Here is a 24626-nt window from a genome sequence, read left to right as displayed (position 1 = left end):
GATCAAGAGAGGCTCGCGATTTTTTTTGTGAGGACTCGGCCGCGCTTGCTGGCGGCCGGACCGTTGTGGTCAAAAGGACCGACGAGATCGTTTCCTGCAGCGTGTGAGGTTGGACCGTGACGGCAGAAAACCGGACTGAAGCACCCGCGTTCGCCTGGCGCGGGCCGTTCGAAAACACCGAAGTGAATACCCTGCACGCCGAATGCTTCGATCACGCCGTGACCAAAGACGACTGGTGGGACCAAGTCACCCGCTTCAGCCTCGGTTGGCTCACCATGCGGATTTCAGGCGCGCTCGCCGGCTTCGTCAATGTCGCCTGGGACGGTGGCGTGCACGCGTTCCTGCTCGATACGATGGTGACGTCATCGCTGCGGCGCAAGGGTTACGCCACGCTGCTCGTCGAAGAGGCCGTAACGCACGCCAAGACCTCGGGCTGCGAATGGCTGCACGTCGACTTCGATCCTGAGCTTCGCGATTTTTACCTCGATCGGTGCGGCTTCACGCCGACGGAAGCAGGTCTCATCCAGCTTCGATAAAAAAATTCTCCGGCACCCGGCCTTTGAGCATGGTCATCCTCGCCGCCACGTCGATGTGGTGGCTTGATGAACTTCCTATATAAGCCAATACGACGTTCGACGTTTCCGCCAAGACAAGGACAGATTTGATGACCGAAAAATCCCCCGCTGACAATTTCCCTGCCGGCTACGACGTTCCCAAGGTCTGGACCTGGGACAAGGGCAATGGCGGCGCGTTTGCCAGCATCAACCGCCCGACCGCCGGAGCGACGAGCGACAAGGACCTGCCGGTCGGGAAGCATCCGTTGCAGCTTTACTCGCTGGCGACGCCGAATGGCGTCAAGGTCACGATCATGCTCGAAGAGCTGCTGGCGGCCGGCCATAAGGACGCCGAATACGACGCCTGGCCGATCCGCATCGGAGACGGCGACCAGTTCGGCTCCGGCTTCGTCGACGTCAACCCGAACTCCAAGATCCCGGCGCTGATGGATCACGCGCCCAAGGGCGGCGGCACGCCGGTGCGCGTGTTCGAATCGGCTTCGATCCTCACCTATCTCGCCGAAAAATTCGGCGCCTTCCTGCCGAGCGAGCTTCGCGCCCGCACCGAAACCTTGAACTGGCTGTTCTGGCAGATGGGCTCGGCACCGTTTCTGGGCGGCGGCTTCGGCCATTTCTATGCCTATGCGCCGATGAAGATCAAATACGCCATCGACCGCTACGCCATGGAGGTGAAGCGCCAGCTCGACGTGCTCGATCGCCATCTCGCCGAAAACCGGTTCCTCGCCGGCAACGAATACACCATCGCCGACATGGCCACCTGGCCCTGGTATGGCAATCTGGCGCTCGGGCAGGTATATGGCGATGCGGGTACCTTCCTCGAGGTCCAGAGCTACGAGCACGTCCAGCGCTGGACGGCAGAGATCGCCGCCCGTCCGGCGGTCAAGCGCGGCCGCATGGTCAACCGCTTGAGCGGCAACCCGTCCGAACAATTGCATGAGCGCCACGACGCCTCCGACTTCGATACGAAGACTGAGGACAAGATTGGCGAGAAGCAGACCGCCTAAGGAGAATAGAATGGCCAAGCTGGCTGATATGACGAAACACCGGGGTTTCCCCTACGCCATGCCGGGCACGGGCATCCAGTTCGTCATCCGTCGGGCCAATCCCAAGGGAGCAACGCCGATCAAGGCACTGCCCCGTCATGCCCGACCGGGCTCCGGAGCGCACCGCATCGATGCGGCCTTCCTCCACGCCCTCTGGCATCATTTCGGCGCGGAACCATTCGAGCGCGGCAATCTCGATGCCGCCCGGCTGAACCTCCTGTTCGGACGCGAGGTGCTGCCGGTCGACAAGGATTTCGATCCCGTGTCCTATGAGGCGATGCTCGTCATCAACGAGAAGGTTGCCCGGCAAAGCTTCCCGGAATCGTTCGTCGACGTATTCGAGGTGTGATGTCGGCGGCGGCTGGCCGCTCCAACAGTTTGAGGTGGTGCACCGCCTGCCGGTGCACCACCTCACTTTTTTAGATCACGCGCGGAGTGCGCCGGTCATCCGCAACACATCTTCGAGCGGGACGAGGCCCTTCATCGCACCGCTGCCGGTGGCAGGTTCGCCGTCCTCGATCGCCACGGCTAAACGGAAGGCGGGGTCGGCCTCTATGCGCTGGCGCAGCGCGTGGATGCGCGGGTAGTTGCGCGCATAATCCTTCGGATCGATCGCCTCGTGGAAATCGACCCAGCGGGCCACACCGGCAAAGACCGCATCGGCAAGCGTCGGCCGGTCGTCGAGCAGGTAATCGCTGTCGCCCATCATCGCTTCCAACTGCTTGTGACGCTTGGCGACGAATTCGCGGCCGAAGGCGCGCAGGGTTTCGCGGTATTCCTCCGTGGCACCTTCGGATTCCAGCGCCACCCACATCGGGAAGAAGGCGCCGGTGAAGCCGGTGTTGAGGAAGGCGATGAACTGGTGCATGCGGGCCGCCTCGAAAGTGCCTGGGGCGAACGAGATGCGACGCTGGTGATCGCGCGCCTCCAGCCACAGTGCGATCGCCATGGTCTCGGTCAGCACGTCGCCCTTTTCGGTCACCAGCGCGGGCGTTTCGACCCGGCCGTTGAAGCGCTCATAGGCGTCGGTGCGCATTTCCCCGAGCATGTCGACGCGGGTGAGGCGATAGGGTTGGCCGAGCCATTCGAAGGCGGTGACCAGGCCGGCGGAGCTGCCGAGCGGAAAGCCTGCGGTGAAGATCGGTTCAGAGACAGAAGGCATGGTGTCGTTTCTCCATTGTTGGTGTCATGGATATATCGACGTGGACGGAGGCTCTGTAGTTGGCCAAAATTGGACTTATCGTCTGCACATGTGGACGATGAGAGGGGTTGCGCGAACGGGACCTGATTTTCGCCGAACGCCCTCGCGAGCGTTCGGCAATGTGCGGGCTCGGCCGCTGATCTGGGCCCCCCGCTAGGCGGAGCGAAGCGGAGACGGATAGAGGCCGCCTTCGTCGGCATCGACGGTGATCGACAGGGTCACGTGCCGCGGCCGCGTCAAGGCGAACAGCACCGCTTCGGCGATGTCCCGGTTGGTTGCCGCCTCGCCCTTCTTGCGACTGCCGGCCGCCTCCCATGCGCCATCAAGCGGAGAGACATCCTCGAGGTAAGGCGGGTGGACAACGATCGAACGGGTAGGCGTACCGGCAAGCTTCTGGCGCAGACCATCGGCCAGGGCGGCCTGCGCCCGCTTGGCGGCGTAGAAGGGCACGGACACGGTCTGGAGCGCTGCGTTGGGCAGGCCGCTGATCGAGCCGATCGTGACGATATCCGGCCGGGCCGAGTGAGCGAGCAAAGGCAGCAGACCCTGGGTAAACAGGAAGGTTCCGGTAACGGCCGCGTTGATGACACCGATGACCGCATCATCGGGATGATCCTCGTCGCTGTCCTCGAGCCACATGGCGCCATTGTTCACGAGGATATCGACGCGGGTGTTCTCCGCCTTGATGCCCTCGACCGCCGCAGCGACGCTTTTCGCATCGGCAAGATCGAGCGCGACGGTTTGTACCCGTCGCCCGAGATTGCGGGCAATCGGTTCGGCCACGTCCTTGAGGGCACTCTGGCTACGCCCGCACAAAACGAGATCGCACCCCGCTTCGGCCAGGGCATAGGCCAGTGCCGCCCCGAGACCGCGACCAGCGCCGGTAACCACTGCAACAGTTCCATTCAGTTGTATCATCCGCATCCCCTAAGGCGCGCGAGGAGAAGCCCCATGCGCGTATCGAAGCCGCACAATTAGGTATCAGCGGTTGAATTTCCAACGGGAAACCGGCTGATGCGACGACCCGGCGCATGTGGATCGGACCGACATAGCGCCCGGCAAACGCCTCCGCCTGGGAATATCAGGGTGGAGAAACGGGTGCGCCGACCTATCTCGCAAGGCAGGTGGCGAAGGAAACGGCCCATCCGGCTTCAAAACGAAAGGACGCGTCATGGCCAAGAACACGATCTGCCTCTGGTACGACAAGGAGGCCGAAACGGCCGCTCGCTTCTACGCCGAGATCTTTCCCGATAGCCGGGTCAGCGCCGTGCACCGGGCGCCCGGCGACTTTCCGTCCGGCAAGGCGGGAGACGTGCTGACGGTGGAATTCACCGTCGCCGGCATTCCCTGCCTCGGTCTCAACGGCGGCCCGATGTTCACGCACAACGAGGCCTTCTCGTTCCAGATCGCCACCGACGACCAGGAGGAGACCGACCGCTACTGGAACGCCATTGTCGGCAATGGCGGCCAGGAGAGCGCCTGCGGCTGGTGCAAGGACAAATGGGGCATTTCCTGGCAGATCACGCCACGGGTCCTGACCGATGCGCTGGCGGCCGGCGGCGCCGAGGCAAAACGCGCCTTCGAGGCGATGATGACCATGGGCAAGATCGACGTCGCCGCGATCGAGGCGGCGCGGCGCGGCTGACGCCGCCTCACTGAGGGAACTTTCCGGCCGGCGACGGCTTACCCAAGAGTGTGCGGGCCGTGTCAACCGGACGCGACAGGGATGGCGAACATGGCGGTTTTTCCGGTTTCCCGCCATGGCCAACGCAAGGGCAGTCGAGCGCCCCACCTGTCCGGCGCGCCTCACGCTGTCGGCGACGCATCGCCGGCAGCACGATCGGAAGGACTTTGCCGGACTTTCAAAATGCCCGGCGACGCCCGGATCAGGCGCTCAGGAGATCGCGAAGCGCCTCGCCGACCCCGGTCGCCGACTGCGGGTTCTGGCCGGTGATCAACCGGCCATCAACGACCACCTTCGATGTCCAGTCCGCGGACGGATGGTGGGTCGCACCGCGCTCGACAAGCGTGCTTGCGAGCAGGAACGGCACCGTCCTGTCGAGGCCGACGGCGCGTTCTTCGGAATCGGTAAAGGCGCTGACATTGCGGCCGGCGACGAGGTAGCGGCCGTCGGAAAGCCTGACATTCACAAGGGCTGCCGGACCGTGGCAGACCGCCGCGACGGCACCGCCGGCCTCAAACACCGAACGGGTCACCCGGTCGACGGCGCTGCTTTGCGGCAGGTCCCACATCGCACCGTGACCGCCGGCGAAGAAAATGGCCGCGTAGCGGTCGGGATCGACACCGTCGAGCCTGGCCGTTGTGCGGATCGCGGCGCGAAACGCCTCGTCGTTCCAGTAACGTCGATTGGTGTCATCCTCCAGGTCGAGGCCGTCGATCGGCGGCTCGCCACCCTTGATCGACGCGAATTCGACCGCGATGCCGGCGGCTTCGAGCACGGAAAGCGGATGGGTGACTTCGCCGAGATAGAAACCGGTCGGCTGCCCGCTATCCCCCTTGGTACCATGGCTGGTGAGGACAAAGAGTACGGGCTTCTTCGGATTTGCGCTGGGGTTCGGCATCATCTTTTCCTGTTTGGAGCGGGTCTGAGCTTGCGACCGTTGACTGATGCTGCTTATTTATTACTTCGATTTGCGGCGATAAATGCGCCGATACGGAAATGATTTGGTCTTGAGAGGCAAGAATGCGGCGCTTCGATCATCTCGCCGACGTCGAGGCCTTTATCACCGTCATGGACAAGGGATCGCTGACCGCCGGGGCAGTGGCGCTCGCCACCACGCCCTCCGTGCTCAGCCGTGCGATCACCCGCCTCGAAACCAAGCTCGGCACGCAGCTGGTGCGGCGCACCACGCGGCGGATCAGCCTCACGGATGCGGGCCGCGCCTATCTGGATCAGGTCCGCGTGGCCTTTGACGCGATCGACCAGGCGGAGCGGGCCATCCAGGGCGAGGGCGCGCTTGCCGGCCGGGTCCGTCTCAGCGCCTCCACGACCTTCGGGCATTTCCAGCTACCGGAGAAACTGGCGCGTTTTGCGCTGCGCCATCCAGGCGTTACGGTCGAACTGTCGATCGCCAACCGCAATGTCGATCTCGTCGCCGAGGGCTACGACCTCGCGATACGCCTCGGCCAGCTTCCAGACAGCGGCCTGGTCGGACGCAAGCTCGGAGACGCTCCGTTGAGGCTTGTGGCCTCTCCCGGCTACATCGCCCGGTGCGGCGCGCCGCAATCGGTCGAAGATCTCGCGGCCCACACCTGCCTGCCCTTCGTCATGCCGAGCACCGGCCGCCCGGCTCCCTGGCTGTTGCGGGTCGATGGTTCGGATGTCGACTGGGTGCCCGATGGTCCCGTGCAAGTCGAGGACGATGTGCTGGGCACGGTGTCGCTGGCGGAGGCGGGCCTCGGCATATGCCAGACCTATGACTTCGTCGTGCGCGATCGGCTCTTGCGCGGCAGTCTGGTCGAGCTTCTGCCGGAATTCGGTGGCCGGTCGCGTCCCTTCTCCCTCATTTATCCGCCGCACCGAAACCTTGCGGCTGCGACCCGAGCATTGATCGACTGCCTCATGGAGTAAGCCTGAAGGATGAGCTTGTCGGCTCAACCGCGGAAATCGACATCTGGCGTGCAAAGCCGGTCGCCCGGGCCAAGGCCCGAGCGACCGGCCTCATCCTAACCGTGCCAGTGCGAGCAGCGGATCACGCTGCAGAAGTTGCCGCGATGGAAGTGCGGTTCCTTGTCGGCGATGACGTCGGCCTTGACGTTGCCGAAGGTGGTGTCCGGCTTGTGCCTGATGCCGTCGTAGAAGGCCTGGATGATGTCCTCCTTGAAGGTCGGCGTCCGCGGGAAGGCACTGACAACCGCCTCGCGCTCGGCGTCGGAATATTGCTTATAGGTCAGCCCGAGCACGTCCATCTCGACGCCGGCCGTCACCAGCGCCACGACGGGATGCATGTGTTCGGGCACGCCCGGCGTGGTATGGAGCGCGATCGCCGTCCAGACCGTGTAGGCATCCGCCTCCGAAATGCCGTGGCTGCGCAGGAAATCGCGGGCGGCATGGGCGCCATCGACCTCGAAGCGCTCGGTCTTGCTGCTATGGCTCGGCATCAGGCCGATGTCGTGAAACATCGCGCCGGCATAAAGCAGTTCGCGGTCGAACGTCAGGCCGCGATGAACGCCCGCAAGCGCGCCGAAATGGTAGACGCGGCTCGAATGGTTGAAAAGCAGCTCCGTTTCCGTATCGCGGATGTATTCGGTGATCGCCCTGGCAAGCTTGCTGTCGGGAACGGTCGCATCTTCGGCAATGAATGGCATTGTCTTCTCCTGGGTTTCTCAGCACCCAAAGGATAGAACCGCCTGGAATGTCGGCAATCGACGTGATACGTCAAATAGAGACAAATCCGGTTTGGAGCGGCCGCGGATGCAGGAGAAGACCAGAACCGTCGTGATGGTGGCGCTGCCCGGCGTGCAGCTCCTCGACGTCTCCGGCCCGCTCGACGTCTTTGCCGAAGCCAATGCGCAGGTCCGCCGGGAGGCTTACAGTCTTCTCGTCGCTGCGGCCGGGCCGGAGCCGCTGCGAAGCTCATCCGGCGTGCGGCTGATGGCCGACCGGGTGATCGGCCGCGACTTCGACGATCCGATCGATACCCTGCTCGTCGCCGGCTGCCCCAATGCCACGGACGTGCCCGCCGACGGCATCGTCCTTGATTGGCTGCGGCAACGTGCGCCGACGGTCCGGCGCTACGGTTCCGTCTGCAGCGGCGCCTTTTTCCTGGCGGCCGCCGGCCTGCTTGACGGGCGGCGCGTGACGACGCACTGGGCCGTCGCCGCGCGGCTGGCGCAGCGCTATCCCGAGGTCACGGTGGACGAGGATGCCATTCACGTCAGCGACGGCCCGGTTCGTACGGCGGCCGGCGTGACGGCCGGTCTCGATCTGGCGCTTGCTCTGGTAGAGGAGGATCTCGGGCACGAGATCGCCATGCGGGTGGCAAGTCAGCTGGTGATGTTCTTCAAGCGGCCGGGCGGGCAGATGCAGTTCAGCCGCAAGGGCGAGGCCATGCCGGCGGGCCGCTCGGCGCTCCAGGAGTTGCAGCGCTGGGTCGTGGCCAATCCGGGACAGGATCACAGCGTCGCGACGCTTGCAAAACGCATGGATCTCAGCCCGCGCCATTTTTCCCGGCTTTTCCGCAGCGACGTCGGCATCACGCCGGCGAACTGGGTGGAGGAAGCCCGTGTCGCGGCGGCCCGGCGCCTGCTAGAGCAGGGGCAGGACGCCCCCAAGCAGGTCGCCGCCCGCTGCGGTTTTGCCGATGCCGACACGCTCCGGCGCGCCTTCATGCGGCATGTCGGCGTCACGCCGGCCGAATATCGCAAGCGCTTCGCCAGCCCGGCTCTTTCCGCGGAATGAGCCGGGCTGGCGCTATTTCCTACTCGGCCGCCTGCATCCTGCTCTGCGGCTTGCCCAGATAGGGCAGCACGAAAAGGTAAATGCCGGTCGGCAGCAGCACCGCCAGCGGCGGCAGGGGCAAATAGTAGACCCATTCGGGCAGCGTCATCACTGGCATGCCGGCAAAGATGGCGGCAACAGCCAGCGCGAAGAGCAGCGACGTCCAGCGATGGATTTTCCGGATCAGGGCGGTCATTCTGGCACCTTGGCTTTGAGCAACGGGAGGCGGCGGCGATCAGTCGAGTTTTGCGACGACCTCTTCCAGCTGGGTGAAGAAGCGCTGCCAGCCGACGGTTGCGCCCTGGAAATAGGCCTTCTGGTCCGCCCTGAAGCCACGCTGTTCCATGCGCAGGCTCGTGCCGCCATTGGCGGGAGCGAGCGTCCAGGTGACGACACTGGTGAGGTCCTTGGTGTCCCAGCGATAGGCGAGCGAGCGGTTCGCTTCGATCGTCTCGACCTTGCAGTCGACCTGGCCCCAGTCGGCCGAAAGCGTAAAACGGCGGCCGACTTCGGGCACGAAATCGTTGCGCATCAGCCATTCGGCAATCAGGTGTGGCTGCGTCAGCGCGCGCCAGATCTTCTCCGGCGGATGGGAAAAATCGCGTTCGACGACGACGGAGCGGGTGGTTTCGGTTGTTTCGGTCATTGGTCCATTCTCTTGAGAAGATCATCGAGATCGTCGAAGCGGTCCTGCCAGAAGCCGGCCATCTCCGTCGTCCAGTCAACCAGCGTCGCAAGCGCTTCGCGCCGGGCGCTGTAATAGGTGTAGCGACCCTCGTGCCGGTCGTGCACGAGCCCCGCAGCCTTCAGGATCTTGAGATGCTTGGACACGACCGGCTGCGAAACCCCGGCATCGGCCAACAATCCGACGACCGTGGTGTCCCCCTGCCGGCAAAGGTGTTCGAAGAGCCCACGGCGTGTAGGATCGGCGAGCGCCCGAAAAACCGCGTCCTGTAACTCAGTCATGTCCCATACCCGATTGGCTATGTAATGACGTATAGCCAATCGGGTATGTGTTTGTCAAACGCTTATGTTGCGCCCGCCGGGATCCTTTTCAGCGCCTTGCGCCCATGGCCGTGCCGCCCCTCCGGCACCGCGAAAGCTTGTGCTTGTTGGCGAAATGCAGCGCCCCTATAGAAGACGCATGATCGGTCAATGTCCGCCAACGGCGGCTGAGGTAGTCAGATGGTTTCGCATATTCGTACCGTTCCTCTCGAAAAGGCGTACCGGCTGCTGAACCACGGGCCGACCGTCCTGGTTTCCGCCCGCCATGGCGGCATCGAAGATGTGATGGCCGCAGCCTGGGCCTGCGCGCTCGACTATGATCCGCCCAAGCTGACGGTCGTTCTCGACAGCGCCACCCGTACCCGCAGCCTTGCAGAGGAAGCGGGCGTGTTCGTCATCCAGGTGCCGATCGCCACCCAGGCGGTTCTGACCCATGCGGTGGGCACCACGAGCCTTCACGACGATCCCGACAAGCTGCGCAATGCCGGCGTCGAACTGTTCCAGATGCCTGACCATGACCTTCCGCTCGTCGCCGGCTGCTCCGCCTGGCTTGCCTGCCGGCTGATCAGCGAGCCGTCGATCGAGAGCCGCTACGACCTGTTCATCGGCGAAGTCTTCGCGGCCTGGGCCGACGATCGGGTGTTTCGCGACGGGCATTGGATGTTCGAAACGGCCGATCCCGCCTTGCGCAGCCTGCACTATATCGCGGGCGGGCATTTCTACGCTATCGGCGAGGCGATCGACGTAACCTCCCGATAGGCCGAACGCGCACGCCAACGGTGGCGCGCCGGGATGGTTATGCTCGGCTCTACACATGGAGAAGACCCGGCCGCCCTTTCGCACGACCGGGCCCGCCCCGGGAGGCTGCGCACCTTTAAAAAAGCCCGCCAGATGCCTGGCGGCGAAGCGAAGGCTGTGACGTTGCCTCAGCTCTTTCCGGACAGCGCAATCACCCGGTCGAGCGCTGCGGCAAAGCCCTTGAGCGAGACAGCGAACGCAACGTCCTTTTCGCTGTCGCTCGCAAACGCGCCGATCTTCAACGCCGTTCCGCTGCGCAGCAGCGCAACCGTCGATTCGGTGAAGGTCAAAGGCACGATGCAGCCGAGCGGCAGGCAGGTGCGGAAGCCGGTCGGCTTGCCGCCCGTCGCCTCGTCGACACCGAGCGTCACGCCCTTATCCAGGTAGAGACCGAAGGGGAGCGCGAGGCTCCCCTCGAGGCCCGCGTCCGCCGCCGTGCGGAGCTCGATCGTCAGCACATGCTGACCGCCCTTGTGGAACTGGCGCTGCGAGAGGAGGCAATGCTTCTTCCCCTCGATCTCGGCGCAGGCGACGCTCCAGTCCTCGTAGGTCTCCGAAAGCTGGGAGGGCGCCGCCGGCTTTCCGGCGGCGTCTTGCCCATAAAGCGGTGTGATGGCGACGAAGGTCGCCATCAGCATTGTCGAGAGCCAGACGAGCCTGCCCATCAGAAGCGCACGTCGAGCTTGGCGTCCACGGCATTCTGCGTCGTGCCGGAGCCGAACTGGCCGGTATAGGTGATGCCAAGGCTCGCATTGCCGGTCAGCGCGAAGTCGATGCCGGCCTCGATGATTGCCGCATCCTCGGCGATCGGCGTACCGGCGACCGAGAAGGCGCTGCCCGTGCCGAACGCCATCGACGAGAACGGTGTCGTATCGCCGAAGGCATGCTGCCAGCCGAGCATACCGCGCAGCTTTGCTTCGGTCGTGCCGAGGCTGAGCGGCGCCGAAGCGCGAAGACCGAGCGTCGTGAACGTCGTGTCGGTCGTGTTGCTCCTGCTCGACAGCGCCGCTGCGGCACCGCGCTCGGTGAAGCCATCGGTGTGCAGGCTGACATAGGCGAGGTTGGCGAAGGGCTCGAGCGCGACGCTCGGCAGATCGATGCGGTAGCCGACTTCACCGAAGGCCTGGAAGGTGCCCGCGTCATAATCGGCCTTCAACTGATCGCTGAAGCCCGGGAAGGCGACATTGCGCGACGTGTTGATCGAGTGCCATGTGTAGGCGAGGCCCGAGCGCAATGCGACGTCGCCCCAACGGCTGCCGCTATAGACGCCGAGGTGGTAGTTGTCGCTGTTGCCGCTCGCCGAGCGGCTGTCCACGTCGAAGCTGGTGCGGCTGTAACCGGCCATGATGCCGACGATCGCATTGTCCGCGATTGCCGCATCGAAACCGGTGACGAAGCCGCCGGTCGACTGGTCGAGCGCACCGGCGTTGCCGTTGCCGTCGGTGTTGGTCCAGGAGCCGAATACCTGGCCCCAACCGACCATGGCCGGCGGCGCCACCGGGACAGAGTTGACCGCCGCGACTGCGCCTGTCGTGATCTTGTCCTCCGGACCGTAGGCCAGAACCGGGACGTTTGCAGCGCCGACGTCGCCGAAAGCATCGCGGATGCGGTCGTTCGCCGCGTTGCGCAACAGGCTGCTGTCGTTGATCAACGCGGTCTGGGCCGACGCATGGACTTCGCCGGAGAGCTGATCGAAGGCACGGCGTGCCCCGGCGCCGTCGAGCAGTGTCAATGCATTGTAGAGGCCGACCGACGGGCCGCTCTGGGCAAGCGTGTTCAGCGCCAGTGCCGTCTGCCGTTGGTTGCCGGTGGCAGCCTCGCCTTCGAAGACACCAGGCTTGGGCTCTCCGCCCGGCTCGCCCGGTTTCGGCTCTCCACCCGGCTCACCCGGCTTACCCGGCTCTTCGCCGCCCGGCTTGCCGCCGTTCTTGACCTTGATCGTCAGATCGACCTGCTTTTCCTTCTGGTCGAGCGAGATTTCGAGGAACGCCGATTTCGAAATCGCCTCGGCGAACTTGCCTTCGATTGCCCGATCGGCGGTCAGGATCGTGTAGGTCTGACCGGTCTTGTAGCTGGTGTTGGCGTCGAGTGCCGTCACCTGGACATTGGTACCGGTTCCGATCTTGGCGATACCGGTGTTGTCGTTGGTGCCTATGCTCTTGACAACGATCCGGTCGGAGCGGCCGTCGCCGGCGATATCGGCCTCATAGATCGAGCCAGAGGCCATATCCAGCCGGCCCATGATCGTCAGCTTGCCGGTCGAATTGTTGCCCGGCGAGATGATCGCATTCTTGTCGATAAATGTGTCGCCGACCGTGCCGGAGCCGCCGAGCCTGCCGAAAGCGGTCGAGTTCGGATTGCGAATGCGGTTCAATTCGCCGAGCACATTCACTTCATTGGTATAGAAACGATCACCCTCTACCCGCCCCGTTTCGCCATCGACGATCAGGGTGCCGCCGGACACTTCGAACCGGGTCTCGCTGAAGTCCACGGGACCGTTGTCCGGGTCGTTGTCGATCGTGTCGATATTGCCCTTCAGGACCAGCTTGCCGCCGGAGACATTCACCTTGCCGTAGAACTTCGACAGGTCGCCGCCAACGATGGTCTCGCCGGAGAAGTTGGTGATCGTGCCCTTGCCGACCATCGTGTTGGCAAACTCGTAGCCCGTGTTCGTATGGTTGAAGTTGACGTAGCCCTTGCGCGGTCCAAAATCGATCTTCGCCGAGGAATTGACCGTGCCTGCCGCCTGCGCCTGTTCGGCGATCGGTTCAGCGATGTTGTTGAGATTGACCTTGCCGCCAATCGTCAGGTTGCCCATGCCCTCGTTGTTGATGCCGCCGACGGCGGAGAGCACGATGTCCCCGCCAACCGAGAGCTTGCCGCCGTTGGCGATCGAAAGGTTCGCCCGACCAGCCTCGCCGATCAGCAACCTGTCGGCGACCTTGAGCTCACTGCCGGCGCCGTCGATGGCAGCCTGGATGGTGTCGGTGCTTTCGTCCTCGCGCAGGATCGCGGTGTTAGTCGAGACGACAGCGCCTTTTTCGACGGTAAAGCTGTCGCCGATCGTGAATTCACCGGTGTTGACCCAGCGCGTATTGTCGCCGGTGACGAGAACCGTGCCGTTTTCGAAGTAGGTCTTGTTGGTGTTGACGAGGGCGCCGTCCTCGATCCGAACCGTAGCGGTATTGAGCGTCAGTGCGCCGTAGGCGACGCCCAGGAATTCGGTGTTTAGCATGGAACCCGCGCCGCGCACTACGAGCGTTCCGTCGCCCTCCTGCAGGGCGCCGACATAGGTCTCCTTGGCCGAAACCTTGCCGCCGTTCTCGACGATCAGCGTGCCCTTGCCGCCATAGATACCGCCTTCGAAGCCGCCGACAAAGAGCATGCGGTCGCCGTTGGGGTTGGCATCGACGATGTCCCAGGTCGAGCCCGGCCCGGAGACGACGACCGTCCCGACGCTGCCGCGGCTGTCTGCGATGTAGCCATCGGTGCTTTCAACCTTGGCGCCACTGTTGATCGTCAGCGTCGCGCCGCCCGGCCCGCCACGGATCACGAGATTGCCGTTGATCGTATGGTCGCTGGACCACGTCGTGTCGTTTGGAACCAGCAATCCGGCCGCCTTTGCCGGCGACGCTGCGAACGGCGCCGCCGCCAGCAGCATCGAGACAAGGCCGGCCCGGCCGAGCGCGGTCGAGCTCAAAAGGTTGATCCTCAAAACGTCCGCCTTCGCACAGGTATTCAATGTCTGCCCCTTTTCCTTTGCATTCGTGGGCGCACAATTCCCAGGCGATCGGAATCGCCGGGAAAGCACGGGTCATGGGGCGGCTATAGCAAGCCCGCAAAAAGCGAGAATTCGGCTTTCTGCAAACGGCAGATTGCGGCGTTGAAGGGCTGTGGCTTTCTGCAAACGGCTTGTTTTCGGCGACGAACGGCAATCGACAACCGTATGGAGTTGAAGGATAAAACCTCGCATGGCGCGAGGACATGAGACGGTTTTGCCTGACGAGGCTGGATATGCCGCAAGCGTTCGGCGAGCGACGCTCGTCCTCGGGCTCCTCTACCAGTTCATGCAGTTTGTCATCAGCACGACGCTCTGGGCTTTCCTCGGATACGACCCGATCGCGATCGCGCCAATCACCTTGATCCTGATGCTGAACGGGACACTCATGTCCTATGCGATGGCAGCGGCGCTCTTTCGCTTTCGAGGCCGGTCCATCCTCTTCAAGCTTCTGCTCGGCTCTGCCCTCGCGCTCGTCGCCGCGGCGATCAATGCCAGCGTCGATTTCCTCAGTCACGGCCTGATCGAGCATGGCGATCCGGGCCCAATCAACTGGACCAATGTCGGCTACACGCTCATCTATTGCATGGCACTGTTTCACGGATGGGCGTTTCTCTACATCGCCCTTCTTGCCAACTACGAACTGCGCGAGCGGGAACGGCGGCTTGCCGTGACACGGGAGGAAGCGCTGGCGGCGCAGATGCGGGCGCTGCGCTACCAGGTCAATCCGCACTTCCTGTTCAACACCTTGAACTCGATTGCCGGGCTGATCGAAGAAGGCGCGTCGACCACCGCCCGCCGCATGGTGCTTTCGCTCTCTTCCTTCCTGCGCACGACACTCGAGCTCGATCCGATGCAGGACGTCTGCCTTGCCGACGAATTGGCCTTGCAGCTCGGCTATCTCACCATCGAGGGCGAGCGCTTCTCCGACCGCATGCGGGTCAAGCTCGACATTGCACCGGGCCTGGAGCAGGCGCTGGTGCCAAGCCTGATCCTTCAGCCGCTGATCGAAAATGCGATCAAGCACGGCGTTGGCGGTTCGATCGGCGTGGTCGAGATCGTGATCCGGGCAGCAAGGCAGGGCGAGACGCTGGAGCTTTCCGTCGAAAACGACATGGCGGGCGAGCCGCCGCGCCCGGTGAAAAAACCGGTCGGGACCGGCACCGGACTGAGGAATGTCGCCGACCGCATCAAGGCCCGCTTTCCCGAGGTCGGCGCCTTCATATCAGGCCTCGTCGCACCCCACCGCTTTCGCGCAGCGATCACCATGCCGCTGCGGCTGGCCTGATCGCCGCTCTCCGGCCAACGACGGCCGGCAATGGTCGAAAGTCCGGGCCTTTCTGCCAACGGCTCGATTTGACCGACGAACGGCAATCGACATCGGCGGCCGGTTGAACGATAAAAATGGCCATGAACCTTGAGGATGACGCAAGATCGGTGGACGAGAGCGCCTATATCGCCAGCCTGCGGCGCGCGACGCTCTGGCTCGGTTTTCTCTACTGGTTCGTGGAATTCCTGGTCAGCAGCATTCTGTGGGCGATCGTCGGGATCGATCCGATCATGTCGGCCCCGGGCAAGCTGCTGCTGATGTCCTGCGGCATGGCCTTCTCCTATGGCATCGCGGCTTCGATGTTCGGCGTCCGCCACCAGCACATCGCGCTGAAGATCGTCGTCGGCTTCGCGACCGCTCTGATGGCCGCCATCGCCAATACCGGCGTCGACTTTCTTCTCTATCTTTTCATCGTGCGTCCCGACCCGATCGCCCCGGACTGGACCAGCATCGGCTACACGCTGGTCTACAGCATGGCGACCTTCGTCGGCTGGTCCTTCTTCTTCGTCGCCTTGCTCTACAGCTTCGAACTGCGCGAGCGCGAGCGGCGCCTGGCCATCTCGCGCGAGGAAGCCCTGGCCGCGCAGATGCGGGCGCTGCGCTACCAGGTCAATCCGCATTTCCTGTTCAACACGCTCAACTCCATCACCGGCCTGATCGAGGAGGGGCAGCCCCTTGCCGCCACGCGCATGGTGATGTCGCTGTCCAACTTTCTGCGCACGACGCTGGAGCTCGATCCGTTGCACGACGTGCGGCTCGCCGACGAACTCGCACTCCAGGCCGGTTACCTGCACATCGAGGGCGAGCGCTATTGCGACCGCATGCGGCTCCGGATGGACATCGCCAACGGCCTTGAGGAGGCACTGGTGCCAAGCCTCATCCTGCAGCCGCTGATCGAGAATGCCGTCAAGCACGGTGTCAGCCGTTCGCCGGATCAGGTGGAAATCGTCATCAGCGCCGCCAAGGTGGGCCAGGCGCTGGAAATCGCCGTCGAAAACGACATTGCAGCGGCGCCGGATACCGCCCGGTGGCCGGGCACGGGAATCGGCCTCAAGAATGTTGCCGAGCGCGTCCAGGCCCGTTTTCCGGGTGTCGGCGCCTGCGTTTCGGGCCTCGTGACCCCCCGTCGTTTCAGAGCTGCAATCACAATGCCCCTGAGGCTTGCATGAATGAAATCCAGACTGTTCCGCTTTCAATCCTCGTCATCGACGACGAGCCCCTGGCGCGACGGCGCCTCCTTCGCCTGCTCGGGGCAATTCCAGCAGTCGAGGTGGTCGGAACGGCCGGCAACGTGCAGCAGGCCTGCTCGATGGTGGCCGAACTTTCGCCGGACGCTATCCTGCTCGATATCCAGATGCCCGGCGGCACCGGCTTCGACATCCTGGAGCAGCTGGGCGACAACGCGCCCGCGGTCGTTTTCGTTACCGCCTTCGACCACTATGCGCTCCGCGCCTTCGAAGCGGCTGCGGTCGACTATGTCACCAAGCCGATCGAATCCAGCCGCCTGCGCACGGCGGTCGAGCGGGCCCGTGTTGCGATCGCCGCACGCACGAGCGCCGAGCGGGTACTCGAACTCAACGAGACGGTGACGGCGCTGCGCCAGGCACTGCGCAAGCACGAGACCCAGACGGACGACCTCTGGATCAAGGCCCGGGGAGAGTTCGTGCGGATCGCGCTCGACCGGGTGGTGCGCTTTCAGGCGGAACGCGACTATGTCCGCATTCACGTCGAAGGCCGATCCTACCTGCACCACGAGAGCCTCGCATCGCTTGAGCGTCGCCTCGATCCCGCGGAATTCCTGAGGCTGCACCGCAGCTCGATCGTGCGCCGGGACTGTATCGTGGGGCTGAAGCAAGCCCCCTTCGCCGCGCTCATCGCCCTTCTCTCCGACGGCAGCGAGATCCGCGTCGGCCGAACCTACGCCCGCCACATCCGGCCGATGACCGGCGACCGCAACCAGACGGACTAGGAAGCCTTCCCGCTATCGCAGGACCGCGCGCAGCCGCGGGGCTGCAAAATCGACGAAGGCCCTCAGCTTCATCGGCACCAGCCCCTGCGGAAGATAGACGAGCTGGACCGGCAGCGCCGGGTGCTCGAAGTCTTCCAGCAGTGGCACGAGCAGGCCGTCCGCCACCTGGCGCGCCACCTGATAGGACAACACCCGCGTCAAGCCGAGACCGGATATCGCCGCGTCGACGGCGGATTCCGCCGTATTGACGATCAGCCGCGACCGGATCGGCGCAGCCAGCTCGCGCCCCTCGTCGAGGAAACGCCAGACATGGGCGGCCGTGACGTTTTCGAAGGTGATGCAATCATGGTCGGCAAGTTCGCTCGGATGCCGGAGCACGCCGTGGCGCGCGACATAATCGGGGCTCGCATAGACCACCCGGCGCACCGTGCCGATCTTCGTCGCCACGAGATTGCTGTCGGGCAGGTTTCCGATCCTCAGTGCCACGTCGATGTGATCGTCGACGAGATTGGCAAACCGGTCGCCCAAGGCGAGCCGCATATCGACCTCGGGATGGGCCTTGAGGAAATCGACCAGGACGGGAAGCACGTGCAGGCGCCCGAAGACGATGGGTGCGGAAACCGTCAGATCACCCTTGATCGTTCTGTATTCGCCAGCCGCCACCCGTTCCGCCTCTTCGACCCGCGCAAGAATTTCCTTGGCAGCTTCGACATAGGCCCGGCCGGCCTCGGTCAGCTGGATCCGGCGGTTGGTCCTGGTGACGAGCTGCGCGCCCAGATGCGCTTCAAGCTCGGAAAGCTTCCGGCTGATCGTGGCGAGCGGCACCTTGAGGTGTCGGGAGGCGGCCGAAAGGCTGCCGTGTTCGACGACGGCGAGCAGAACGCCCATGGCATCGAGGCGATCCATTTCCATCCTTCCGATATTTGGAAATCAGACTATCGAAATCGCATTCTACTGCCGAAATTTGGAAAGTCATAGATTGATCCTCGAAGGCGGTTCATCCCGAACCGCCGGAGGGCCGTGACGGTTCTCAAGCTCTTCGAGGACATCTCCCATGAAACTCTACCGCCATCCGCTCTCCGGCCACTCGCACCGGGCGCAGCTCTTCCTGTCGCTGCTCGGCGTGCCGCACGAGCTGATCGACGTCGATCTCAAGGCGCGGGCACACAAGGCGCCGGATTTCCTAGCGCTCAATCCCTTCGGCCAGGTGCCGGTGCTCGACGACGAGGGCACAGTCATCGCCGACTCAAACGCCATCCTCGTTTATCTCGCCAAGAAGCTCGGCCGCATCGACTGGTTGCCCGAAGATCCGGCCGCAGCGGCGAAGGTGCAGAAATGGCTCTCGGTTGCCGCCGGCGACATCGCTTTCGGTCCGGCAGCCGCGCGTCTCGTCACCGTCTTCGGCGCCAATCTGGATGCCGAAGGGGCGATCTCCAGGGCCCACCGGGTGCTTGCACAGATCGATGCCGAGCTTGCCGGCCACGACTTCCTCGTGGGCGTAAGGCCGACCATCGCCGACGTCGCCCTCTACAGCTACGTATCCGCTGCTCCAGAAGGCAATGTCGATCTTACCGACTATGCCCATGTCCGCGCCTGGCTTTCGCGTGTCGAGCGCCTGCCCGGTTTCGTCAGCTTCCAGAAGACAGCGGTCGGCCTCGCGGCCTGATCCGACCTCCCGGGGCGGCAGCGCTGCCCCGGCCCCCCTGCAACCGGGACACCCGACCATGCCGGACAACGCACAGCAGAAAAAACCGGATTCGCCCTGGCACGAAGGCGAACTCGCCATCCAGCGCAGCCTCGGCGTCGCCGAGCGCATGGATGCGACCGGACGCAATTTCGTGCGCAGTTTCATGCCGGAGCAGCACCAGCAATTCTTCCCAATGCTGCCCTTCGCCATGTTCGGGGCAGTCGATGCGAACGGTGATGTCTGGGCGACGATGCGCGCGGCAGACCCCGGTTTCATGCAGGCGCCGGACGCCTGGAACCTCGACATCCGGTTGCCGCGCGACCCGGACGATCCGGCCGATGCCGGCATGGACGACGCGCACTCCATCGGCATGCTCGGCATCCAACTCGAGACCCGGCGCCGGAACCGGCTGAACGGCGCGATCCAACGCGATGGCGACGACGGCTTCACGCTCCGCGTCCGGCAGAGCTTCGGCAACTGCCCGCAATATATCCAGCTTCGCCAGTTCACCTTCGTTCGCGATCCGCACCAGCCAGCCTCGGTGCGCCCGGTACATGGTGACGTGCTCGACGCGCGCGCCCGGGCGATCATCGGCAAGGCCGACACTTTCTTCGTCGCCTCCTATGTCGATCGCGACAGTGGCGAGCGCCAGGTCGACGTCTCGCATCGCGGCGGCAAGGCGGGTTTCGTGCAGATCGGCACGGACGGCGTGCTGACGATCCCAGACTTTTCGGGAAACCTGTTCTTCAACACGCTCGGCAACTTCATGCTCAATCCGCGCGCCGGCCTGCTGTTCGTCGATTTTGCGACCGGCGACATGCTGCAGATGACCGGCAGCGCCGAAGTCATCCTGTCCTCTCCGGAGGTCGCTGCATTCCAAGGAGCTGAGCGGCTCTGGCGCTTCCGGCCGGAAAAGGTCATCTACCGCCAGGACGGCCTGCCGCTTCGCTGGGCCTTCGAGGAGGGCGGCTGGTCTCCCAGCCTCACGTCCACCGGCGACTGGGACCAGGCGAAGGTCCGGCTAGAGGCCGCGGCCCTTGCCGATGCGTGGCGGCCGTTCCGGATTGCCCGTATCGAGGACGAGAGCACGACGATCCGCTCGCTCTACCTCGAACCGGATGACGGCGTCGGGCTGATGGCCCACCAGGCCGGCCAGCACCTGCCGATCCGCATCAAGGTCGAAGACGGCGAAAGACCGCTCGTCAGAAGCTATACGCTGTCCTCGGCACCGACGGATGGTCTCTACCGCATCAGCGTCAAGAAGGAGGGCGTGGCTTCCCGGCACCTGCACGGGCTGAAGCCGGGAGACCGGATCGAGGCGCGGGCGCCTGCCGGCAGCTTCACGATCGACGGAACCGAGCGGCGCCCGGCCGTGCTGATCGGCGCCGGCGTCGGCATCACGCCGATCCTTGCCATGCTCAAGCACGTTGTCGCTGAAAGCCGCCGCAAGCGGCGCACGCGCCCGACCTGGGTCTTCCAGGCCGCCCGCTCGCCGGAAGAGCGCGCCTTCGATCGGGAGATCGCCGAACTCGTCGCGGAAGGCGAGGGCAATATTCGTCTGGTGCGGGCGCTGAGCCAGCCGGCAACGGCCACCGAAGGCCAGGACTATGACATCGCCGGTCGCATCGACCTCACCCATCTCAAGGCCACCCTGCCCTTCGACGACTACGATTTCTACCTCTGCGGCCCGGCCGCCTTCACCCAGTCGCTCTACGACGGTCTGCGGGCGCTCAACATCGCCGATGCCCGCATCCATGCGGAGGCCTTCGGGCTGTCGTCGTTGACCCGGCGGCCGGACGGCGGTTCTGCCCCCGCGATGGAGCCGGCGGCGAGCGCCCCCGTTCACGTCGTCTTTGCCAAGTCGAGCAAGGAGGCGCGCTGGCAGCCGGGCGAAGGCACGCTGCTCGATCTCGCAGAGGCACGGGGTCTCAACCCGGACTACGGCTGCCGCAACGGCAGTTGCGGCACCTGCCGGACGCCGGTGCTGGAGGGCAGGGTAACCTATCCCTCGCAGCCCTCCTTCCCGGTCGCCGAAGGCGAAGCGCTCATCTGTTGCGCCGTGCCGGCCGAAAGCGAGGCGGGCAAACTGCATCTTTCGCTCTGAGCCCTGGTTCGGCTATGGATGGTGCACCACATCATCAGGCAGTCGACCTCGGCCGAGCGGGATGCGCCATGAACGACCAACAGCTACGCGATATCGTGCTCTGGCTTTCAGAACAGGGCCTGAAGGGACTGGACGAGCCGGAGCTGTTTGCCGGCTTCTGCGAGCAATGTCGGGCAGCTGGTCTCGACCTTGCCCGCGCGCTCGGCCTGATCGACACGCTGCACCCCGAATTCGAGGGGCGTGCCTTCCAGTGGAACGATGAAAGCGACATCACCCCGGAAGTCATCCAGTACGGCTCGACGACCACGGGTGAGGCGCTGCTGAACTGGCAGAACTCGATCTTCTACCACATGCTGCGCGACCGGACCGCCGAGCGCCGCATCCGGCTTTCAGCCGACGAAGGCACCACCTACAACATACTGGACAAGCTGAAGGGTGAGGGTCACACCGACTGCGTCAGTATGATCCACCACTTCACCGACCAGGGCCGTGTCGGCGAGATGGACTGTTTCTATTCCTACTGGACGACGCGGAGCGACGGCGGCTTCAGCGAGGATGACATTGCAGCGCTTAGGATCCTGTTGCCGACGCTTGCGCTGGCGGTGAAGGCCGGCTCCTGCGTTCGCATCATCAGCACGCTTGCCGACGTCTACCTCGGCGCCGATGCCGGCCAGCGCGTCGTCAAGGGCAGCATTGCCCGCGGTTCGGCCGAACGCATCGAAACGGTCATGTGGTTTTCCGACCTGCGCGGCTATACGCGCATCTCCGACACCGCCGCACCCGACGAGATCATTCCGCTTCTCAACGATTATTCGGGGACCGTGATCACCGCCATTCACGACCATGGTGGCAGCGTGCTGAAGCTGATCGGCGACGGTGTTCTGGCGATCTTCAATGCCGACGATCCGGGGACCGCCTGCGCCAACGCAATCGCCGCCGAACGGCAGCTGCGCCGCATGCTCGCCGAGCTCGACGCCCGCCGGCAGACCGAGAGCAAGCCGACCACAGAGGTCTATCTCGGACTCCATATCGGCGAAGTCTTCTACGGCAATATCGGCAGCCAGACCCGCCTCGATTTCACCGTGGTCGGCCCGGCGGTCAATGAGGTAAGCCGCATTGCCTCGATGTGCCGTTCGGTCGAGCGGCACATGATCATGTCGTCTGATTTCGTCGAAGCCTGCCCGCCGGATGAACGGGTCCACGCGGTCTCGCTCGGCCGCTTTGCACTGCGCGGCATTGCGAGGGCCAAGGAGCTGTTTACCTGGGATCCGGAGCTGCCGATCGCCTGAGCCGCGGCGGCTACTGGCTCATTGCGCCTGCGGAAAGGCGCGACAGGTGGCGATGCTGCAGCTCGATCTGGACCTCGTCCTGGAAGTCCATCACCTGACGGCGGACTTCGTCTTCCGAGCAGCCGCAGGCAAAAAGCTCGTCCGCTAGAGCGCGGCAGCGACGGCGCCAGAATTGCAGCGCCTCGGCACCGTGCAGATCTTCAAGCTCGGCGGCAGCACTGCGAATGGCATGCAATCTCCTGACCACGGGAAACGGAACAATGGTGTTGGTTTCCGTGGCTTCCACTGATTGATTGCCTGCCATCGTCTCGTTTGCCCCCTGGACTTCGTGCGCTCACTCGAACGCACAAAGACGCCCTACGCGTTTCGGTATCGAACAATCGCTCCGCCTCCGGTGTCCCCAATCGAAGGCGAATTGTTCTGCTGATTCCATTTCTACGAAGCCTATGGTTAACGTTTCCTTCCCACCGGTGCCGAAGTGAACCGTTTGCGTCTCGCAGGTGCCATAGACATCGGTCGCGTCACGTGCCCGACACGCTTTCGCGCTTTTCTGGGTTGGTTTCGATCCAAAAACATGACATTGACAATCATCTTTCTATCAGCGCCCCACGGCGCCCCCCGCCCCCAGTGAGTGCACGTGCATGCTGAAGCGTTTCTTCGCGTTTTACCGCCCCTATCGCGGCCTGTTCATTCTCGACTTCTCCTGCGCCGTGCTCTCGGGCCTGCTCGAACTCGGCTTTCCGATTGCGGTGAAGCTGTTCGTCGACCAGCTGTTGCCGAGCCAGGAGTGGACGCTGATCCTGCTGTCCTCCGTGGGGCTGCTGATCGTCTACCTGCTCAACACCGGCCTGATGGCGACCGTCACCTATTGGGGCCACATGCTCGGCATCAATATCGAGACGGACATGCGGCGCATGGCCTTCGACCATCTGCAAAAACTGTCCTTCTCGTTCTTCGACAACCAGAAGACCGGCCATCTCGTCGGAAGGCTGACCAAGGATCTCGAGGAAATCGGCGAGGTCGCGCATCACGGGCCGGAAGACCTGTTCATTGCGATCATGACCTTCATCGGCGCGCTGATCCTGATGCTGATGGTGCATTGGCAGCTGGCGCTGATCACCGCCGCCGTCGTGCCGCTGACGGCCTGGGTGACCAGCCGCTACGGCGGGCGCATGACCCGGAATTTCCGCAATCTCTACGGCCGGATCGGCGACTTCAACGCGCGTATCGAGGAAAATGTCGGCGGCATGCGCGTGGTTCAGGCCTTTGCCAACGAGGAGCACGAGCGCAGCCTGTTCGAGACCGACAACCAGAACTATCGCCGCACCAAGCTCGAAGCCTACCGCATCATGGCGGCGAGCACATCGCTCAGCTACATGAGCATGCGGCTGACGCAGCTGATCGTGATGATCACCGGATGCTACTTCGTGCTGACGGGCGAGCTGACCAACGGCGGTTTCGTCAGCTTCCTGCTTCTCGTTGGCGTCTTCTTCCGCCCGGTCGAGAAGATCAACTCGGTCATCGAGACCTATCCGAAGGGCATCGCCGGCTTCAAGCGCTTCCTCGAACTGATGGAAACCGAGCCTGACATCGAGGATCGCCCCGGAGCGACCGACGTCGCCGATCTCAAGGGCGACATCACCTACCGCAATGTCTCGTTCGGCTACAGCGCCGAAAAGCCGATCATCCAGAACATCGACCTGACGATCCATGCCGGCGAGACGATCGCTTTCGTCGGCCCCTCGGGCGCCGGCAAGACGACGATCTGCTCGCTGCTGCCGCGCTTCTATGAGGTCAGCGACGGCTCGATCACCGTCGACGGGACCGATATCCGCGACATTACCCTGTCGTCGCTGCGCGGCCAGATCGGCATCGTGCAACAGGATGTCTTCCTCTTTGCCGGCACCATCCGCGACAACATCGCCTATGGGCGGCTCGGCGCGAGCGAAGCCGACATCCAGGACGCAGCGCGGCGCGCCCGGCTCGACGGCATGATTGCCGCCCTGCCCGAGGGCATGGACACGGTGATCGGCGAACGCGGCGTCAAGCTTTCCGGCGGGCAGAAGCAGCGGCTGGCGATCGCCCGCATGTTCCTGAAAAACCCGGCGATCCTCATTCTCGACGAGGCCACCTCGGCGCTCGACACGGAAACCGAGAGAGCCATCCAGCAGTCTCTCGCCGAGCTTTCCAAGGGGCGCACGACGCTGATCATCGCGCATCGGCTGGCGACGATCCGCGATGCCGACCGCATCGTCGTCGTCGATGGCAGCGGCATTCGCGAGCAGGGGCCGCATGCGACGCTGCTGGCCGCCAAGGGCGCCTATAGCCGGCTCTATCACGCCCAGGCCAGCGCCGGCTGAGGAGAGCGGTCGGCGCGGCATTGCAA

Annotated in this window: 25 protein-coding genes; 14 read left to right on the top strand and 11 right to left on the bottom strand. The window is 64.0% G+C overall.

Annotation, left to right across the window (positions count from 1 at the left end; genetic code table 11):
* The first annotated feature begins 116 nt into the window (after window positions 1–116).
* The 3 genes from L981_RS11110 to L981_RS11100 all read left to right on the top strand — a co-directional run bounded on the left by L981_RS11110 (window position 117) and on the right by L981_RS11100 (window position 1967).
* Entirely contained in the window at window positions 117–536 is a 420-nt protein-coding gene (locus L981_RS11110; RefSeq protein WP_043615306.1) for a GNAT family N-acetyltransferase, read from the top strand.
* Between the two features lie 128 nt (window positions 537–664).
* Window positions 665–1579, top strand: a complete 915-nt coding sequence (gene yghU, locus L981_RS11105; RefSeq protein ID WP_043615303.1) for a glutathione-dependent disulfide-bond oxidoreductase — start codon at window positions 665–667, stop codon at window positions 1577–1579.
* A gap of 10 nt (window positions 1580–1589) precedes the next feature.
* Complete coding sequence (locus tag L981_RS11100; RefSeq protein WP_043615300.1) at window positions 1590–1967, top strand: hypothetical protein; 378 nt, start codon at window positions 1590–1592, stop codon at window positions 1965–1967.
* Between the two features lie 75 nt (window positions 1968–2042).
* Here the strand turns inward: L981_RS11100 and L981_RS11095 are convergent, their stop codons facing one another.
* A complete protein-coding gene (locus tag L981_RS11095; protein WP_043615296.1) occupies window positions 2043–2780 on the bottom strand; it encodes a glutathione S-transferase family protein in 738 nt (245 codons plus the stop codon).
* Between the two features lie 192 nt (window positions 2781–2972).
* Window positions 2973–3737: an SDR family oxidoreductase gene (locus tag L981_RS11090; RefSeq protein WP_043615293.1), complete on the bottom strand. Its 765-nt coding sequence runs from the start codon at window positions 3735–3737 to the stop codon at window positions 2973–2975.
* Between the two features lie 253 nt (window positions 3738–3990).
* Between L981_RS11090 and L981_RS11085 the strand changes: the two genes are divergently transcribed.
* Complete coding sequence (locus tag L981_RS11085; RefSeq protein ID WP_043615290.1) at window positions 3991–4464, top strand: VOC family protein; 474 nt, start codon at window positions 3991–3993, stop codon at window positions 4462–4464.
* A 241-nt stretch (window positions 4465–4705) separates the two neighbouring features.
* Here L981_RS11085 and L981_RS11080 read toward each other — a convergent pair whose 3' ends face one another.
* A complete protein-coding gene (locus tag L981_RS11080; protein ID WP_043615287.1) occupies window positions 4706–5401 on the bottom strand; it encodes a type 1 glutamine amidotransferase domain-containing protein in 696 nt (231 codons plus the stop codon).
* A gap of 122 nt (window positions 5402–5523) precedes the next feature.
* Here L981_RS11080 and L981_RS11075 point away from each other — a divergent pair, with 122 nt between their 5' ends.
* Window positions 5524–6411: a LysR family transcriptional regulator gene (locus L981_RS11075; RefSeq protein ID WP_043615284.1), complete on the top strand. Its 888-nt coding sequence runs from the start codon at window positions 5524–5526 to the stop codon at window positions 6409–6411.
* Between the two features lie 95 nt (window positions 6412–6506).
* Here the strand turns inward: L981_RS11075 and L981_RS11070 are convergent, their stop codons facing one another.
* Window positions 6507–7148, bottom strand: coding sequence for an HD domain-containing protein (locus tag L981_RS11070; protein ID WP_043615281.1), 642 nt, complete (start codon window positions 7146–7148; stop codon window positions 6507–6509).
* Between the two features lie 106 nt (window positions 7149–7254).
* Between L981_RS11070 and L981_RS11065 the strand changes: the two genes are divergently transcribed.
* Window positions 7255–8241, top strand: a complete 987-nt coding sequence (locus L981_RS11065; protein ID WP_043615278.1) for a GlxA family transcriptional regulator — start codon at window positions 7255–7257, stop codon at window positions 8239–8241.
* Between the two features lie 19 nt (window positions 8242–8260).
* Here L981_RS11065 and L981_RS11060 read toward each other — a convergent pair whose 3' ends face one another.
* The 3 genes from L981_RS11060 to L981_RS11050 are packed head-to-tail and all read right to left on the bottom strand — an operon-like array spanning window position 8261 to window position 9246.
* Entirely contained in the window at window positions 8261–8476 is a 216-nt protein-coding gene (locus L981_RS11060; RefSeq protein WP_043615265.1) for a hypothetical protein, read from the bottom strand.
* A gap of 39 nt (window positions 8477–8515) precedes the next feature.
* Window positions 8516–8926, bottom strand: coding sequence for an SRPBCC domain-containing protein (locus L981_RS11055; RefSeq protein ID WP_043615259.1), 411 nt, complete (start codon window positions 8924–8926; stop codon window positions 8516–8518).
* Window positions 8923–9246 carry a helix-turn-helix transcriptional regulator gene (locus L981_RS11050; RefSeq protein ID WP_034787670.1) on the bottom strand — a complete coding sequence of 108 codons (324 nt, stop codon included), beginning with the start codon at window positions 9244–9246 and terminating at the stop codon, window positions 8923–8925. Before L981_RS11050 ends, L981_RS11055 begins: the two co-directional genes overlap by 4 nt.
* Window positions 9247–9465: 219 nt before the next feature.
* Between L981_RS11050 and L981_RS11045 the strand changes: the two genes are divergently transcribed.
* Window positions 9466–10044, top strand: a complete 579-nt coding sequence (locus tag L981_RS11045) for a flavin reductase family protein (RefSeq protein WP_043615254.1) — start codon at window positions 9466–9468, stop codon at window positions 10042–10044.
* A gap of 167 nt (window positions 10045–10211) precedes the next feature.
* On the opposite strand, the gene L981_RS11040 is transcribed toward L981_RS11045, so the two are convergent.
* Together L981_RS11040 and L981_RS11035 are read right to left on the bottom strand one after the other, a co-directional pair.
* Window positions 10212–10748: an invasion associated locus B family protein gene (locus L981_RS11040; RefSeq protein WP_043615252.1), complete on the bottom strand. Its 537-nt coding sequence runs from the start codon at window positions 10746–10748 to the stop codon at window positions 10212–10214.
* Complete coding sequence (locus tag L981_RS11035; protein ID WP_156134052.1) at window positions 10748–13783, bottom strand: autotransporter domain-containing protein; 3036 nt, start codon at window positions 13781–13783, stop codon at window positions 10748–10750. The genes L981_RS11040 and L981_RS11035 overlap by 1 nt, the downstream gene beginning before the upstream one ends.
* 271 nt (window positions 13784–14054) lie before the next feature.
* On the opposite strand from L981_RS11035, the gene L981_RS11030 reads away from it, so the two are divergent.
* The 3 genes from L981_RS11030 (at window position 14055) to L981_RS11020 (ending at window position 17160) form a co-directional block, all read left to right on the top strand.
* Entirely contained in the window at window positions 14055–15149 is a 1095-nt protein-coding gene (locus tag L981_RS11030; protein WP_052201743.1) for a sensor histidine kinase, read from the top strand.
* A 122-nt stretch (window positions 15150–15271) separates the two neighbouring features.
* The gene (locus L981_RS11025) at window positions 15272–16360 is read left to right on the top strand and encodes a sensor histidine kinase (protein ID WP_043615385.1); all 1089 of its coding nucleotides are present in this window, start codon (window positions 15272–15274) and stop codon (window positions 16358–16360) included.
* A complete protein-coding gene (locus L981_RS11020; protein WP_043615246.1) occupies window positions 16357–17160 on the top strand; it encodes a LytTR family DNA-binding domain-containing protein in 804 nt (267 codons plus the stop codon). Before L981_RS11025 ends, L981_RS11020 begins: the two co-directional genes overlap by 4 nt.
* Before the next feature lie 12 nt (window positions 17161–17172).
* Here L981_RS11020 and L981_RS11015 read toward each other — a convergent pair whose 3' ends face one another.
* Window positions 17173–18066 (bottom strand): LysR family transcriptional regulator, encoded by an 894-nt coding sequence (locus tag L981_RS11015; protein WP_043615243.1) that lies wholly within the window; start codon window positions 18064–18066, stop codon window positions 17173–17175.
* Window positions 18067–18214: 148 nt separating this feature from the next.
* Here L981_RS11015 and L981_RS11010 point away from each other — a divergent pair, with 148 nt between their 5' ends.
* The 3 genes from L981_RS11010 to L981_RS11000 all read left to right on the top strand — a co-directional run bounded on the left by L981_RS11010 (window position 18215) and on the right by L981_RS11000 (window position 22240).
* Window positions 18215–18826 (top strand): glutathione S-transferase family protein, encoded by a 612-nt coding sequence (locus L981_RS11010; protein WP_043615240.1) that lies wholly within the window; start codon window positions 18215–18217, stop codon window positions 18824–18826.
* A 58-nt stretch (window positions 18827–18884) separates the two neighbouring features.
* Window positions 18885–20951 (top strand): pyridoxamine 5'-phosphate oxidase family protein, encoded by a 2067-nt coding sequence (locus L981_RS11005; RefSeq protein WP_043615237.1) that lies wholly within the window; start codon window positions 18885–18887, stop codon window positions 20949–20951.
* 68 nt (window positions 20952–21019) lie between these two features.
* Window positions 21020–22240: an adenylate/guanylate cyclase domain-containing protein gene (locus L981_RS11000; RefSeq protein ID WP_043615235.1), complete on the top strand. Its 1221-nt coding sequence runs from the start codon at window positions 21020–21022 to the stop codon at window positions 22238–22240.
* 10 nt (window positions 22241–22250) lie between these two features.
* On the opposite strand, the gene L981_RS10995 is transcribed toward L981_RS11000, so the two are convergent.
* Window positions 22251–22544, bottom strand: a complete 294-nt coding sequence (locus L981_RS10995) for a DUF6074 family protein (protein ID WP_043615232.1) — start codon at window positions 22542–22544, stop codon at window positions 22251–22253.
* 337 nt (window positions 22545–22881) lie between these two features.
* On the opposite strand from L981_RS10995, the gene L981_RS10990 reads away from it, so the two are divergent.
* On the top strand, window positions 22882–24600 hold the full coding sequence (locus L981_RS10990) for an ABC transporter ATP-binding protein (protein ID WP_043615229.1): 1719 nt from the start codon (window positions 22882–22884) through the stop codon (window positions 24598–24600).
* Window positions 24601–24626 lie beyond the last annotated feature (26 nt).

It is taken from the genome of Ensifer sp. ZNC0028, assembly GCF_000799055.1.
Taxonomy (GTDB): Bacteria; Pseudomonadota; Alphaproteobacteria; order Rhizobiales; family Rhizobiaceae; genus Ensifer.
Note: the sequence above shows the minus strand (reverse complement) of the source record. Positions and strands in the feature narration are given on the sequence as shown.

What these genes read in the sequence shown, in the direction of transcription:
- L981_RS11010 (WP_043615240.1), top strand. Translation starts at nt 18,215, where the DNA reads ATGAAACTCTACCGCCATCCGCTCTCCGGCCACTCGCACCGGGCGCAG.
- L981_RS11055 (WP_043615259.1), bottom strand. Translation starts at nt 8,926, where the DNA reads ATGACCGAAACAACCGAAACCACCCGCTCCGTCGTCGTCGAACGCGAT.
- yghU (WP_043615303.1), top strand. Translation starts at nt 665, where the DNA reads ATGACCGAAAAATCCCCCGCTGACAATTTCCCTGCCGGCTACGACGTT.
- L981_RS11045 (WP_043615254.1), top strand. Translation starts at nt 9,466, where the DNA reads ATGGTTTCGCATATTCGTACCGTTCCTCTCGAAAAGGCGTACCGGCTG.
- L981_RS11050 (WP_034787670.1), bottom strand. Translation starts at nt 9,246, where the DNA reads ATGACTGAGTTACAGGACGCGGTTTTTCGGGCGCTCGCCGATCCTACA.
- L981_RS11085 (WP_043615290.1), top strand. Translation starts at nt 3,991, where the DNA reads ATGGCCAAGAACACGATCTGCCTCTGGTACGACAAGGAGGCCGAAACG.
- L981_RS11000 (WP_043615235.1), top strand. Translation starts at nt 21,020, where the DNA reads ATGAACGACCAACAGCTACGCGATATCGTGCTCTGGCTTTCAGAACAG.
- L981_RS11005 (WP_043615237.1), top strand. Translation starts at nt 18,885, where the DNA reads ATGCCGGACAACGCACAGCAGAAAAAACCGGATTCGCCCTGGCACGAA.
- L981_RS11015 (WP_043615243.1), bottom strand. Translation starts at nt 18,066, where the DNA reads ATGGATCGCCTCGATGCCATGGGCGTTCTGCTCGCCGTCGTCGAACAC.
- L981_RS11075 (WP_043615284.1), top strand. Translation starts at nt 5,524, where the DNA reads ATGCGGCGCTTCGATCATCTCGCCGACGTCGAGGCCTTTATCACCGTC.
- L981_RS11095 (WP_043615296.1), bottom strand. Translation starts at nt 2,780, where the DNA reads ATGCCTTCTGTCTCTGAACCGATCTTCACCGCAGGCTTTCCGCTCGGC.
- L981_RS11090 (WP_043615293.1), bottom strand. Translation starts at nt 3,737, where the DNA reads ATGATACAACTGAATGGAACTGTTGCAGTGGTTACCGGCGCTGGTCGC.
- L981_RS11030 (WP_052201743.1), top strand. Translation starts at nt 14,055, where the DNA reads ATGGCGCGAGGACATGAGACGGTTTTGCCTGACGAGGCTGGATATGCC.
- L981_RS11080 (WP_043615287.1), bottom strand. Translation starts at nt 5,401, where the DNA reads ATGCCGAACCCCAGCGCAAATCCGAAGAAGCCCGTACTCTTTGTCCTC.
- L981_RS10995 (WP_043615232.1), bottom strand. Translation starts at nt 22,544, where the DNA reads ATGGCAGGCAATCAATCAGTGGAAGCCACGGAAACCAACACCATTGTT.
- L981_RS11025 (WP_043615385.1), top strand. Translation starts at nt 15,272, where the DNA reads ATGAACCTTGAGGATGACGCAAGATCGGTGGACGAGAGCGCCTATATC.
- L981_RS10990 (WP_043615229.1), top strand. Translation starts at nt 22,882, where the DNA reads ATGCTGAAGCGTTTCTTCGCGTTTTACCGCCCCTATCGCGGCCTGTTC.
- L981_RS11060 (WP_043615265.1), bottom strand. Translation starts at nt 8,476, where the DNA reads ATGACCGCCCTGATCCGGAAAATCCATCGCTGGACGTCGCTGCTCTTC.
- L981_RS11070 (WP_043615281.1), bottom strand. Translation starts at nt 7,148, where the DNA reads ATGCCATTCATTGCCGAAGATGCGACCGTTCCCGACAGCAAGCTTGCC.
- L981_RS11020 (WP_043615246.1), top strand. Translation starts at nt 16,357, where the DNA reads ATGAATGAAATCCAGACTGTTCCGCTTTCAATCCTCGTCATCGACGAC.
- L981_RS11040 (WP_043615252.1), bottom strand. Translation starts at nt 10,748, where the DNA reads ATGGGCAGGCTCGTCTGGCTCTCGACAATGCTGATGGCGACCTTCGTC.
- L981_RS11100 (WP_043615300.1), top strand. Translation starts at nt 1,590, where the DNA reads ATGGCCAAGCTGGCTGATATGACGAAACACCGGGGTTTCCCCTACGCC.
- L981_RS11065 (WP_043615278.1), top strand. Translation starts at nt 7,255, where the DNA reads ATGCAGGAGAAGACCAGAACCGTCGTGATGGTGGCGCTGCCCGGCGTG.